Below are 12,512 nucleotides of genomic sequence, written 5' to 3'. Positions count from 1 at the left end.
TCTGTCTGCATCGGGTTTTCTTATAGCTTACGAAAATTTCTTTTCTACAAAACAGACTTTTTCATAATCTAACCCGATGTACAACCCTTCTGTGAGATTTCCGCGTCGACCGCTGATCCGTCCGCGCAGGACCATATTTATCACGATATGAAATAATACTGCTTATGGTTATTTGCTGGCGCGCGGATAACGATGTGAGTATTTGTATATAACCGTATTATTTCGGATTTGTCAGGTATTTTGTTTTGTCTTTATTTGGTTAGTGTACTAACTTTTATCTGTGCCGGGAAGGGTCCCGTCACGGACGCCCTGTCCGGTGCTCTAACACCGGACAAGGCTGACGTTAGACAGAAAGGTCTGGTTTCATGTCCACCGCTATTACAACAATGATTGCCGTCGACCCTGTGTGCAAGAGAGGAATGCTTCCTTTGCCGTCGGTCCTCACTGGCGGATCGTCGCGGAAATCCTATCCGTTTTCCGTAAGCCATTAACTTCGCCCGAAAGGAATTTCAGATGTCGAGAACTGTCATCGGCTGCTCACTTATCCTGATCGGGCTGGGTTTCTTCTTCATGGGGCTGTGGATACCCGAACATTACTGGCCCCAGCCTGAGGGTGCGTTCGATCCGCCGCCATCATCACCCCCTGTCGCTGCGGCGTCCCTTCTCATGCTTGTCCCGGGTGGCCTCTTCTTCGGTGCCGGAGCCCTTGTCATCCGGGGTGGCTGATTAAACCGGCGTAGGTCGCATGTTCGCGACCTACGCTGCAATCATGAGAAAAAACGCTTCATCTTCCGAAAGCCGCGCGTCCGAAATGGCCGGAGCGCGGCTTCTCCTTTGCATCACAACCCTCGGCTGGTCCGAGCGGCAGGCCGCTGAATACTGTCAGATGCACCGCACCGCCTTCCGTCGATGTGTCGAAGGCACGTCCCGCCTGGCTCCCGATCTGGCCGAATGGCTCCTCGCCCGTGAGGCCGCCGCCCGTGCTCTCCCATGTCCGCGCCGACGTGAAAACGATCCCGTCCTGCGCGAGCTGATGGCCGCGACATTGCCCCGGCCGACATCAGGTAATCCTGTCGCCCGAGGCTGAATCAGTTGAAGAACAGGAAAATGAAAAGGGCGGCCTGGGGCCGCCCTTCATGCGTGCGCCTGCTGGATCGTCTCATCGTCGTGGGTGGTCGAAGCCCAGCTTCCCGTCTGACATGATTACCGGGACGCACGTTGCCGCCGGATCTGCTTTCGCGTGGTAAGGCGCGACGTACTTTGCCTCGATCCAGACCGGCTTGAACGCGAAGTTGATTGTGGGCAGATAGCCGTCTGTCGGCTCGGCACCGGTTTTTATGGCTACCTGGCCGCTGGCGGGTGCGACATTCGCAGCGTCATCCGACGGCCCTGCCTTAAACATCAGGGGATGCTGGAAATCCATCATCTGGCTTTCCGACAGGTTCAGCATCATGCACGTATAACCGGGCAACGGTTTGACCGGATGAAGCCCGGCAGCGTGAGCCGACATCGAGGCGATCAGGCCACAGGCCAGTATTGGCAGAAATGATTTTTTCATAGGTAGCGTTCTCCTGTCAGGTAGTCAGGACGGGCTGATACGCTGCGCTGCCCATCTTGGTTGCGACCGCTGATTTCCATTCTCCGACTGTTTCGGTAGTCGAGATACCGTTTTTTGCGAGGTCCGAGGCTGACATATTGCTGAGGACCGAAGCCATTGTCTCGTCATCTGCCGCACGGACCACGTTGGTGCCGTTTGACGGCCCGAAATTGTAATATGCCCTGGTATCGAGTGCTGTCGGCGTTGTTATGCCGGCGTTCTGCAATGAGGTTGCTGCGTCCTTGAGATACTGTGCTGCCGCGACCGCCTGCGTCGCGGGATCTTGCTGTCCTGCAGTCCCGGATGTGATGGTCGATGCAAGTTCCGGATTGGACGCCAGAGCCTGTTGTAAGGCTTCGTTGTATGTTCCGTCACTCATCTGGAACGCGCCGGTAATCGTGTTCCCATTCCCCGCTGTATAGAGATTGGTGCAGCCAGATTCGACCACGCACGTCGCAGCAAGAGCCGATGGATTGACGCCAAGTGCCTGTGCGTTCTGAGCCGCTTCATACCCCCACGACTGCTGATACATGGTCTGGAGAGCATCGCTGTCAGAGCCGCTGGTTGCGCCAGACGATGTGACCGTGCCGCTTCCATTGATTGTCTGCGTCGTGCTGCTCGTGTCAGGCGTCCAGCCGCCGAGGCCCAGTTCCTGATAGGTGGCATTGACGTGAGTGGGAAGACCGCCTGGCACGTTGATCGTCTGCGCGTTCACCACGGCTGGCGACATGATGCCGCACGTCAGAAGGACAATCGTCATCTTCCTCGTGCGGCGGTAAGAAAGGGGGATATGGGACACCTGAGCCTCCTGTTGTGAGGAGGTCACTATCCATCCGCATCATGCGACCTGATTCCGCGTTCTACGGAATTTCTTCGCGGCACTCTTACTGTGTCCGTTTTGGCCACACTGGCTTTAGGGCATCCGTCCCAGCACAAAACCGATCAGGAGAACAACGGAGCTGTAACCCAGAACGCGAAACGCCGTCTGCAGGTTGAACCGTCTGGTCATGGCCGAGGCCTGACTCTCGATCGCTCCCCTCAGGCCTTTCGTGATGTCCGCGATGATCCCGAGCAGTTTCTTCTCCACCAGTTTTTCATTGATGGTTCGCAGTGTATGGACCGCCTCGATCCCCTCTCTCAGCTGCTCGCGGATCGCGACTGTATCCTGTGCCAGCGCCTCTCGTTGCTGCTGCGCGACCAGCTTGCTTTCCTGGATCGAACGGATGGAGGAACGCCTGGCTTCGATGCAAAGGGTGCCGACCTGGTCAATAGCCACGATCAGCGCCGAAAGCACTTCGGCTTCCGGCGCGATCCTGCGATCAACCCATTCAGCGGCCACCAGTCGCAGGTTCTCCATCCGCCGGACGAATTCCTGATCCCCCGCCTCCAGATCACCCTGCGTTGTCATCAGACGTTTTCCATCACCACTTCAGGCAAGCCCTTGGGCATTCGGGGCAGATACTCCGGGCCAAGGTCGCGCATAAAGAGAGGCACTTCACGCTTGAGCCAGCGATTGACGCGGAGCCTGTCGAAGACTGAGCTTTTCGGTTGTCCTGGAACGGGCTTGTTTGCGGCAAAGTCCATGAAAGACTGGCCGCGATCCGCAATTTTCTTCAGGCCGTTGACAGCCGGGAAAACACCGTGAGAAGCCCCACGGTCGAGGGCGTTCAGGACCGCCCTGTTTTCGAGAATCTCGCTAACCGCGCGGGCTGTGTCCATGCCTACGGGGAGAAGGCCTTCATTGATGACGATGGCCGTTCGGGGTGGCAGAAAACTATGTTGCTCCTGAAGATCCTGCAGATAGTCGATGTCGGCATTTTCCATACCGATCATGAAAACTGTAACCAGCGAGATGCCAAGTTCATCCAGAGCGGCCACGAGAGGGGACGTGCGGATCAGCTCATGCATCGCCGTCCAGCCGCCTCCAATGTCGAGGATCGCATCATGGCGGGTTTCGACCAGCCTCTCGATTTGCTCTTCCAGCCATGCGGCCTGCCCGGTCGGGGAAGTGCTGTCTGCCTCCAGCACGTGCGAACCGAGCGATGAGATCGTATGCGACCGGTTCATGGAATCAGTGTTCCAGATTTCCGGCTTGCCACCCTGCTGCGCGGTGATCTCGGCGAGGGATTTGAGAAACGTTGTCTTTCCCACACGCTGGCGTCCGATTGCGACAAGCAGGGTGGGGCGGGTTGTTGCCGCCGACGGCTTTGCGGCGTCTGTTATCGTGGCGGATGCCATGCCTTACTCCCTATGAAAACCGGGCTCCTTCTTCCTCAACCGCGCAAGAAGATCCCGCTTGATGGCCTCAGCCCGGGCGCGACCAACAGGGAATTCTTCCTCCTCGGTCGTGTTGCCGCCTGAGCACCCGGAGATAGTCGCGGGCAATGATGCGACTTGAGAGGCGCTTTTTTCGGCATGGTCGATTTTTGCTGGAAGCCCTGATCCATCGGGGGAAAGGTTTCCGAGATCACGGTCGATAAAATCGGGCTTCCAGCCTTTAGGAAGGCGGCTGGGGTGCGCTGATTGTGAGACATTGAACGGGACAGCGCGAGATTCTGTTGTGCGCACTTGTCTGATCTTCTGCAGCCGTCTCCACAGCTTGCCGATCTTTTGAAGCCCCAGTCTGCGGTCCTCTATCAGCACGCCGCACTCGATAGCCGCCTGCAAATACGGTCCCCACGGCTCACCCGGCACTCGGATTTCTTCAATGTCGTCGGCGTTCGCCACCAGCCACCGATAAAGAGGTCCGGCGGTTGCCTTGCATTCCGCTTCGCCCCGGAGAGCCTTCAGGCGCTCCTTTCCAATCCGCTGAGCCATGTGCAGTTTCCCGGTAGGGCCGTCCCCAACAGCGACCCTTTCCCAACCCATAGCCAGCCCAGAGGGCATCCCGCAAGCCTCCCGTATCGGACCCACTAGGAAACCCGTAAAAAGACCCGTCAAAGCACCCACTGCCAGCCCGTAGCCAACCCACAGATTATGAGTTCTTCATACACCATTGCACCACTGGTGCGGGCGGCTGAGCCGCCGTGGGTGGGCATGCGGGAAAGGGGCTCGGGTTTTCCGAGGTCCCTGGGTAGAAAGGGAGCCATTACTAATGGCTCCCTTCATGGGCAGAGAAGGCTTTGTTAAGCTGAGGTCGGCTGATCGCAGGAGGGTGATATGACCGCACCGTTGGTTCTTCAACTGGATGAGCGCCTGAAACACACCTTGGAGCGCGAAGCCACCCGACGTGGCCTGTCCCTGGGGCAGTTGGTGCCGGATCTTCTGGAAGAGGGTCTGCGGCACGCACGGCGGCGGCGCATCCGGGCCGACAGTGCGAGGGTGGGGGACTATGTCGCCTCCTCCCCGGATGCCCTCAGCCTGTTCGAAGACATAGGCGGTGCCCATATGGCCGGGACGTCCGAGTAAGGCTGTCCTGCCCCCACATCAGTCCGTTATCCAGTCACCCCAGAAGTGTCGGGTTAAGGGGAAGCCGGTTTCTTTGACATGACAGGATAACGTGTTAGCAACAGACTGTTTTTTTAACACGTTAGAACGGTCATGTTAACGCCAGCCTATGATATTCGTCCCTTGCCACCTCAGGTTGATCTGGAGACGGTTCCGGTTCTCAAAGCCTTGGCCGAGGCCAACCGGGCTCTGGCGGAGCTGAAGGGGCGGGCGGCGACCATTCCCAATCAGGGGATCCTGATTGATACGCTGGCCTTACAGGAGGCAAAGGCGTCATCCGAGGTGGAGAACATCGTCACCACCCAGGATGAACTCTTTCAGGCGGAACTGTTTCCTGAGGGGCCGGACTCTGTCGCGGCCAAAGAAGTGGCTCTGTATCGCGACGCCCTGCATCTGGGGTTTCGGCTGCTGAAGGAAACCGACGGCCTGATCCTGAACAAGGGACTGATCGCGATTTTTCAGATGCTTAAGAAGCGAGGGGACGGGTTTCGAAACACCCCGGGAACGGCCTTGAAGAACGAGCGCACGGGGGAAGTGGTCTTTGTGCTGCCGCAGGACGGGCGGGAGATTATCGGGCATATGTCGGATCTGGAGCGGTTCGTGAATGATGACGGGCTCTGTGACCTGGATCCACTCATCAAGATGGCCCTGATCCACCATCAGTTTGAGAGCATCCACCCGTTCCCCGATGGGAATGGCCGCGTCGGGCGGATCCTGAATGTATTGTATCTGACCCGCACCGGTCTTCTGGATATTCCGATCCTCTACCTGTCGCGCTACATCACCCGCCACAAGGATGAATATTATCGTCTGTTGCAGAAGGTGCGGGATGAAGGCGCATGGGAAGCGTGGATCCTCTACATGCTGCGTGCCGTAGCCGAGACATCCAGGATCACTCTGGAGCTGATTGAAGGCATGCGGGCGCAGATGGCCACCATGAAGCAGCGGATGCGCACAGAGCTGCCCAAGATTTATAGGCAGGAGCTGCTGAACAACCTCTTCCGGCATCCCTACACGAAAATCGAGTATGTCCAGTCGGACCTGAGTATCGCGCGTCAGACGGCAGGGAAATATCTCGATCAGCTGTCAGAGAAAGGTCTGCTGTCCAAGCACCGCTCAGGGCGGAGCAATTATTATATCAACGCACCTCTGGTCCGTCTCTTCCTGGAGGTGTCCGGTGGCGCATGAGGTGTATGATCTGATTTTCGAACGTATGGAATTTTATGCATGAATCCCGTTGAGATTGAAGAAGCTGTCTCCCGGATTGCCGAGGCACCTTTTAATCCCGGGGAATTCCCTTTCGAGTTCCTGCAAGCGTTCGGAAACCGCGATGTTACGATCAAGCGGCTTCGCAAGGATAACCGCTCGGACGTTTCTGGAGCGGTACTCCAGCGCAACAACATCCATCTGGCCGTCTGTTCGGAAGGCCAGGTTGCCCAGACCCTGAACCTGCTCAGGGAAAGCCCCAAGACCCAGTCAGCCAAGGCGCGGTTTCTGCTGGCTACGGATGGGGTGACGTTTGAGGCGGAAGACCGCACGGAAGATGAGCACATTACAGATGTGTTCACGCATCTGGCCGATCGGTTCGGGTTTTTCCTGCCCCTGGCGGGCATTACGACCGTTCAGAAGATCAAGAACAACCCGATCGACGTTAAGGCCACGTCACGCCTGAACCGTCTTTATGTTGAGCTTCTGAAGGAAAATCCTGACTGGGCAACGGAAGAACGCCGCCACGACATGAATCATTTCATGGCGCGTCTCATCTTCTGCTTTTTCGCCGAGGATACCGGGATATTCCTGAACAATCTCTTTACCAGAACCATCCAGACCATGACGGAAGGGGCCACGGATCAGACGCATGAGGTCATGGCCGAACTGTTCCGGACGATGGATCTGGATACGCGCAATGACGATCGTGACAAGGGCGGGGTTAAATCCTGGGCCAGGGATTTTCCGTATGTAAACGGGAACCTGTTTTCCGGGGCAACGGGCTGCCCGAAATTTAATAAACTGGCCCGCACCTATCTTCTGCGTGCCGGGGAGCTGAACTGGGCGCAGATTAACCCGGATATCTTCGGATCCATGATCCAGGCCGTTGCGGATGAAGGAGAGCGTGGGGCTTTGGGGATGCACTACACCAGCGTGCCAAACATCCGCAAAGTGCTGAATCCCCTGTTTCTGGATGTCCTGCGTGAGGAACTGGAAAAGGCGGGTCAGAATACCCAGAAGCTGCATGCCCTGAAGGAGCGCCTGTCCGGCATTCGGGTGTTTGATCCTGCCTGTGGATCGGGCAATTTCCTGGTGATTGCCTATAAGGACATGCGGGACATTCAGAGCGAGATTGATGACCGGCTGAAGATAGAGCGGGCGGAACGGAAATCCGTCATCCCGCTGGCCAATTTCTATGGGATTGAGATCCGTGATTTTGCGGTGGAAATCGCGCGATTGTCGCTTCTGATCGCAGAATTCCAGAGTGACGAAATCCATATCGACCAGAAACAGGCCCGCCTGAATGTGCTGCCCCTGAAGGATACGGAGCAGATCATCTGCGGGAATGCCCTGGAGCGGGACTGGTTTGATGTCTGCCCGCTTCAGGCGGGTTCGGAAACCTATATCTGTGGCAATCCCCCGTATAAGGGTAGTCAATGGCAATCGGCTGAACAGAAAGCGGAGCTGGAGCAGATTTTCGGGCAGCGTACGAAATCCTGGAAGTCTCTGGATTACGTGGCGGGCTGGTTCATGAAGGCTGCGGATTATGGCCAAAAAACAGGTTCTTCCAGTGCGTTTGTGAGCACGAATTCCATCTGTCAGGGGCGGCAGGTAGCTATTCTCTGGCCTCTGATTTTTGGGCTGAACTATGAGATCAGTTTCGCCCATACGTCGTTCAAGTGGGCCAATTTGGCAGCGCATAATGCGGGTGTGACGGTCGCTATCATTGGGATTGCGCCTGTTTCAGATTGTCAAAAAATTCTCTTTTCCAATGGAAATGACGGGAAAACAATCCGACAGGAGACAGGGCATATTAATGCTTATCTGGTTCCGGGTTCTGATGTCGTTGTCGAGAAGCACAGTAGGCCCCTCTCTTCTGTATCGGATATGGATTTTGGCAGTATGCCGAATGACGGTGGGCATTTATTGCTGTCTTGGGATGATGTTGAGAGATTGCGTTTAACAGAACATCAGAAAGAAAAGTTTATCAAACCTGTTTATGGATCTTCCGAATATATTCGTGGGAATATGAGATTTTGTATTTGGGTACCTGATGACCTGAGGAATGAGGCATTTCAAATTCCATCTTTGAAAGAGCGTTTTGATAATGTCTGTGATCAAAGAATAAAATCTGAAAGATTAACCACGAAAGAACTTTCCAAATATCCTTATAAATTTGGTGAAGTTCGACAGGTAGGGAATGAGGAAATAATCGCCATTCCAGCTATTAGCTCAGAAAATAGACCATTTCTACCCGTTGGTATCCTTCCTAAGGGAAATATCGTTACAAACAAGATATATGCTTTGTACGATGCTCCTCTCTGGAATATGGCGTTGATTGCCTCTCGCCTTCATAGGGTGTGGATTGGTACAGTTTGCGTTCGTATGCGTACGGATTTTTCATATTCTAATACTTTGGGCTGGAACACCTTTCCTGTTCCGACTTTGACGGAAAAAAACCGTGCTGATCTGACCCGTTGTGCCGAGGATATTCTTCTGGCGCGCGAGGCGCATTTCCCAGCCACGATTGCCGATCTGTATGATCCTGACAAAATGCCAGACAATTTACGGGCCGCTCATGATCGTAATGATGAGGTGCTGGAGCGGATCTATATCGGTCGGCGCTTCCGCAATGATACGGAGCGTCTGGAAAAGCTGTTCGACCTCTACAGCAAGATGATCGCCAAGAAGGGCGGCAAGACGAAAAAGAAGAAGGACGCTGCTTGAGCCATGACGATCAATCCGGTTATTCCCGCTGTTTCCCTGCGTACCGGCCAGACAGGTCAATCTGCCAGGACCAACGAGCTTGGCATGCGCCCCATGCAGGAAGCGGTCTATGAGAAACGTGGGGAGCAGTATCTTCTCATCAAGTCACCGCCTGCTTCTGGTAAATCCCGTGCCCTGATGTTTGTTGCTCTCGACAAGCTGGTGCATCAGGGGGTGAAAAAAGCCCTGATTGTCGTGCCGGAACGCTCGATCGGGGGCAGCTTTATGAGCGAACCGCTGAGCAAGTTCGGCTTCTGGGCAGACTGGATCGTCCAACCGAAATGGAATCTCTGCAACGCGCCAGGTTCCGATGAAGGACAGGTTGCACGGTCCAAGGTCAAAGCTGTTGGGGAGTTTCTGAAGAGTGAAGATCAGACTTTGGTTTGCACCCACGCGACGTTCCGGTTCGCGGCGGAAGAACTGGGTATCGCGGCCTTCGATGGGTGTCTGGTGGCGGTGGATGAATTCCACCATGTCAGCGCAGACCCGAAAAACCGTCTGGGATATTACCTCAACCAGCTTATTTCCCGTGGGGAAACGCATATCATCGCCATGACCGGCTCCTATTTCCGTGGGGATGCCGTCGCCGTGCTGTCCCCGGAAGATGAAGGGAAATTCGAGACAGTCACCTACACCTACTATCAGCAGCTGAACGGGTACCAGTATCTGAAAGAGCTGGATCTGGGATATTATTTCTATACTGGCTCCTATCTGGATGCGATTGATCGGGTGCTGGACGGCACGCGTAAAACGATCGTGCATATTCCCAATGTCAATTCACGCGAAAGCACGACCCAGAAGCACAAGGAAGTCGAGCATATCCTGTCCGTCTTGGGAGACTGGGAAGGGGAGGATATAGAGACAGGCTTTCATCTGGTGCGTCGTGCCGATGGCCGGGTGCTGCGTATTGCCGATCTGGTGGAAGATGAGCCTGTCCGGCGCAACAAGGTTGTGTCCGCCCTGAAGGATCCGGCGCAGAAGAATAACCGAGATCATGTGGACATCATCATTGCGCTGGGGATGGCCAAGGAAGGGTTTGACTGGATCTGGTGTGAGCAGGCGCTGACGGTCGGATACCGCTCCAGCCTGACGGAGATCATTCAGATCATTGGCCGCGCCACCCGCGATGCACCAGGAAAGACGCGGGCTGAATTCATCAACCTGATTGCTGAACCGGATGCGTCCCAGGAAAAAGTGACGGATGCGGTCAATGACATGCTCAAGGCCATTGCCGCCAGCCTGCTTATGGAACAGGTGCTGACCCCGCGTTTCGAGTTCACGCCGAAGACCGAAGAAAGTGCGCCTCTGGATGGCTATGACTATGGGGAGGAAGGTTACAAGCCAAACGGAACGAATGTTGGCTTCAATGAGCAGACCGGTCAGTTCCATATGGAGATCAAAGGGCTGGTTTCTCCCAAAAGCCCTGAAGCGCAGCGGATCTGCCGGGAAGATCTGAACGAAGTTGTGGCCTCCTTTGTGCAGGACAAGCCTTCCCTGGAGCATGGTCTGTTTGACGAGGAGACGGCCCCTCAGGAACTGACACAGGTCAGGTTGGGGAAAATTATTCGGGATCGGTATCCTGAGCTTTCGGATGAGGATCAGGAGGCTGTGCGCCAGCATGCCGTGGCGGCATTCAATCTGACCCAGAAGGGACAGAAAGCAGCGGAAGAGATCACGCAGGCAGCCGGGGGAGAAGAGAAGATTGGTGGCAATACAGCCCTGATTGAAGGGATGCGGAAGATTGCCATGAATGTCCGGGATCTGGATATCGACCTGATTGATGCGATCAATCCGTTTGAGGAAGCCTACAAGATCCTCGCCAGGAGCATGAATGCAGAGACCCTCAAACAGGTTCAGGAGGTCATTGCCGGTCGTCATATTGCTCTGACGATTGAAGAGGCAAGGGACCTGGCAAAGCGCGCCCTTCTGTTCAAAAAGGAGCGAGGACGCCTTCCTGAGCTGACATCTCCCGATGCGTGGGAACGTAAGATGGCTGAAGGGGTGGCGGTTCTGGCGCGTAAGACGGCAGAGGAACGGGCGAATGGCTGATCTGAGCGATGAAGAGCTTCTGGCCGAACTTGGTGTCTCGCTGGAAACCAAAAAGAAGGCCGCGCTGACCGCCGAGGAAGAGCGGATTATTGCCGGGTTTGAGGATATCTGCCGTTTCTATGAGGAATACGGGCATGCGCCTGCGCATGGAGAAGACAGAGATATCTTTGAACGGCTTTATGCCGTGCGTCTGGATCGGATACGGGCTTTGGAAAAATGCCGGTCATTGCTGGCACAGCGAGATCCGCATGGGCTTCTGAGTGTTTCCGGGAAGGAGGCTGAGAGTCCTGATCCCGATACGCTGGACGATGATGCGCTTCTCGCTGAACTGGGCATTGAGACCGAGCCAGCGGCTGAATCCATCACTGTGTTGAAGCATGTGAAATCACGTGCAGAGGTGCGGGCAGCGGAAGAAATTGCCAGCCGGGAACCCTGCAAGGATTTTGAAACCTTCCGGCCTTTGTTCGCTCAGGTGAAGGAGGATCTGAAATCCGGCGTGCGGGAAACACGTCCCTTTGGGCAGGAAGCCGGTATTCGGCAGGGAGAATTCTTTATCCTGAAAGGGCAGATGGTTTACGTTGCCCATATCGGAGAAGAGTTCGAGACAGAATATGGTCGCAGAGACAGCCGTCTGCGGGTCATCTATGACAACGGGACTGAAAGCGATGTCCTGCTGAGGTCGCTCCAGCGGGCTCTCTATAAGGATGAGGCTGGTCGTCGGATTACAGATCCGACTGTCGGGCCTTTGTTTGGCACAACGGTTGAACCGGATGATCTGGAAAGTGGCACGATCTATGTGCTGAGAAGTCTGTCAGATAATCCGTATATCGCGCAGCATCGTAATCTGATTCACAAGATCGGGGTGACGGGAGGCGATGTGAAAAAACGGATCGCCAACGCCAGGCATGATGCAACCTATCTTCTGGCTGATGTCGAAGTCGTGGCAACCTATAAGCTCTTCAATATTAATCGTACGAAGCTGGAGAAGATCTTTCATAGGGTTCTAGCCCCTGCACAGATTGATCTGACGATTCAAGATCGGTTCGGGCATCCAGTGCAGCCCAAAGAGTGGTTTCTGGTTCCGATAGATATTGTGTCTCAAATAGTGGATAAAATGTCGGATGGAAGTATTGATGGTTTGATTTATGATCCAAAGACGGTTGGTTTGGTAAAAGTATAATAACTCCTCATCGACACTCTGAGTTGATAGCGGCCATTTAATTCTGATCATTGCCACAAAGCCAGACAACAAGATCTATATACGTGCTTGCTACAAAGTTCATGGAGCACGTATATTTCAGGTCTCAATCAGCGACTACGGCTATCAGTCCGCTTTTGGAGACATTCCCCTCAACGAACGGTGTTACGAATGCCACGCTTCAGCCCTCGAATGCAATCGACAGTCGTGTTTCTATTTGGGGATAATCCTCGAATAGATGGTTCG

12 protein-coding genes are annotated in these 12,512 nt (G+C 54.9%); 7 read left to right on the top strand and 5 right to left on the bottom strand.

Annotation, left to right across the window (positions count from 1 at the left end; genetic code table 11):
- Positions 1 to 513: 513 nt before the first annotated feature.
- Both GVI59_RS17610 and GVI59_RS19210 read left to right on the top strand, forming a co-directional pair.
- Positions 514 to 726, top strand: a complete 213-nt coding sequence (locus GVI59_RS17610) for a hypothetical protein (protein ID WP_061274724.1) — start codon at positions 514 to 516, stop codon at positions 724 to 726.
- Positions 727 to 745: 19 nt separating this feature from the next.
- Positions 746 to 1,087 carry a hypothetical protein gene (locus tag GVI59_RS19210; RefSeq protein WP_242013204.1) on the top strand — a complete coding sequence of 114 codons (342 nt, stop codon included), beginning with the start codon at positions 746 to 748 and terminating at the stop codon, positions 1,085 to 1,087.
- 72 nt (positions 1,088 to 1,159) lie between these two features.
- On the opposite strand, the gene GVI59_RS17600 is transcribed toward GVI59_RS19210, so the two are convergent.
- The 5 genes from GVI59_RS17600 to GVI59_RS17580 all read right to left on the bottom strand — a co-directional run bounded on the left by GVI59_RS17600 (position 1,160) and on the right by GVI59_RS17580 (position 4,414).
- Positions 1,160 to 1,558: a hypothetical protein gene (locus tag GVI59_RS17600; protein WP_173571388.1), complete on the bottom strand. Its 399-nt coding sequence runs from the start codon at positions 1,556 to 1,558 to the stop codon at positions 1,160 to 1,162.
- 16 nt (positions 1,559 to 1,574) lie between these two features.
- On the bottom strand, positions 1,575 to 2,357 hold the full coding sequence (locus tag GVI59_RS17595; protein WP_173575363.1) for a hypothetical protein: 783 nt from the start codon (positions 2,355 to 2,357) through the stop codon (positions 1,575 to 1,577).
- Positions 2,358 to 2,510: 153 nt separating this feature from the next.
- Complete coding sequence (locus tag GVI59_RS17590; protein ID WP_173575362.1) at positions 2,511 to 3,005, bottom strand: hypothetical protein; 495 nt, start codon at positions 3,003 to 3,005, stop codon at positions 2,511 to 2,513.
- Entirely contained in the window at positions 3,005 to 3,835 is an 831-nt protein-coding gene (locus GVI59_RS17585; protein WP_061274731.1) for a hypothetical protein, read from the bottom strand. Before GVI59_RS17585 ends, GVI59_RS17590 begins: the two co-directional genes overlap by 1 nt.
- A 3-nt stretch (positions 3,836 to 3,838) precedes the next feature.
- Positions 3,839 to 4,414 carry a hypothetical protein gene (locus GVI59_RS17580; protein WP_146222781.1) on the bottom strand — a complete coding sequence of 192 codons (576 nt, stop codon included), beginning with the start codon at positions 4,412 to 4,414 and terminating at the stop codon, positions 3,839 to 3,841.
- Positions 4,415 to 4,756: 342 nt separating this feature from the next.
- Between GVI59_RS17580 and GVI59_RS17575 the strand changes: the two genes are divergently transcribed.
- The 5 genes from GVI59_RS17575 to GVI59_RS17555 all read left to right on the top strand — a co-directional run bounded on the left by GVI59_RS17575 (position 4,757) and on the right by GVI59_RS17555 (position 12,248).
- Entirely contained in the window at positions 4,757 to 5,005 is a 249-nt protein-coding gene (locus GVI59_RS17575) for a hypothetical protein (protein ID WP_173575361.1), read from the top strand.
- 132 nt (positions 5,006 to 5,137) lie between these two features.
- Positions 5,138 to 6,232, top strand: coding sequence for a Fic family protein (locus GVI59_RS17570; RefSeq protein ID WP_173575360.1), 1,095 nt, complete (start codon positions 5,138 to 5,140; stop codon positions 6,230 to 6,232).
- Between the two features lie 39 nt (positions 6,233 to 6,271).
- Positions 6,272 to 8,980, top strand: a complete 2,709-nt coding sequence (locus GVI59_RS17565; protein ID WP_173575359.1) for a class I SAM-dependent DNA methyltransferase — start codon at positions 6,272 to 6,274, stop codon at positions 8,978 to 8,980.
- Positions 8,981 to 8,983: 3 nt separating this feature from the next.
- Entirely contained in the window at positions 8,984 to 11,068 is a 2,085-nt protein-coding gene (locus GVI59_RS17560) for a DEAD/DEAH box helicase (protein WP_173575358.1), read from the top strand.
- A complete protein-coding gene (locus tag GVI59_RS17555; RefSeq protein WP_173575357.1) occupies positions 11,061 to 12,248 on the top strand; it encodes a GIY-YIG nuclease family protein in 1,188 nt (395 codons plus the stop codon). The genes GVI59_RS17560 and GVI59_RS17555 overlap by 8 nt, the downstream gene beginning before the upstream one ends.
- Positions 12,249 to 12,512 lie beyond the last annotated feature (264 nt).

Origin of the sequence: Acetobacter sicerae (genome assembly GCF_011516765.1) — a bacterium.
In the GTDB taxonomy this organism is placed as follows: domain Bacteria; phylum Pseudomonadota; class Alphaproteobacteria; order Acetobacterales; family Acetobacteraceae; genus Acetobacter; species Acetobacter sicerae.
This window is presented reverse-complemented; position numbering and strand designations above follow the sequence as displayed.

What these genes read in the sequence shown, in the direction of transcription:
- GVI59_RS17555 (WP_173575357.1), top strand. Translation starts at nt 11,061, where the DNA reads ATGGCTGATCTGAGCGATGAAGAGCTTCTGGCCGAACTTGGTGTCTCG.
- GVI59_RS17610 (WP_061274724.1), top strand. Translation starts at nt 514, where the DNA reads ATGTCGAGAACTGTCATCGGCTGCTCACTTATCCTGATCGGGCTGGGT.
- GVI59_RS17580 (WP_146222781.1), bottom strand. Translation starts at nt 4,414, where the DNA reads ATGGCTCAGCGGATTGGAAAGGAGCGCCTGAAGGCTCTCCGGGGCGAA.
- GVI59_RS17595 (WP_173575363.1), bottom strand. Translation starts at nt 2,357, where the DNA reads ATGACGATTGTCCTTCTGACGTGCGGCATCATGTCGCCAGCCGTGGTG.
- GVI59_RS17560 (WP_173575358.1), top strand. Translation starts at nt 8,984, where the DNA reads ATGACGATCAATCCGGTTATTCCCGCTGTTTCCCTGCGTACCGGCCAG.
- GVI59_RS17575 (WP_173575361.1), top strand. Translation starts at nt 4,757, where the DNA reads ATGACCGCACCGTTGGTTCTTCAACTGGATGAGCGCCTGAAACACACC.
- GVI59_RS19210 (WP_242013204.1), top strand. Translation starts at nt 746, where the DNA reads ATGTTCGCGACCTACGCTGCAATCATGAGAAAAAACGCTTCATCTTCC.
- GVI59_RS17600 (WP_173571388.1), bottom strand. Translation starts at nt 1,558, where the DNA reads ATGAAAAAATCATTTCTGCCAATACTGGCCTGTGGCCTGATCGCCTCG.
- GVI59_RS17570 (WP_173575360.1), top strand. Translation starts at nt 5,138, where the DNA reads ATGTTAACGCCAGCCTATGATATTCGTCCCTTGCCACCTCAGGTTGAT.
- GVI59_RS17565 (WP_173575359.1), top strand. Translation starts at nt 6,272, where the DNA reads ATGAATCCCGTTGAGATTGAAGAAGCTGTCTCCCGGATTGCCGAGGCA.
- GVI59_RS17590 (WP_173575362.1), bottom strand. Translation starts at nt 3,005, where the DNA reads ATGACAACGCAGGGTGATCTGGAGGCGGGGGATCAGGAATTCGTCCGG.
- GVI59_RS17585 (WP_061274731.1), bottom strand. Translation starts at nt 3,835, where the DNA reads ATGGCATCCGCCACGATAACAGACGCCGCAAAGCCGTCGGCGGCAACA.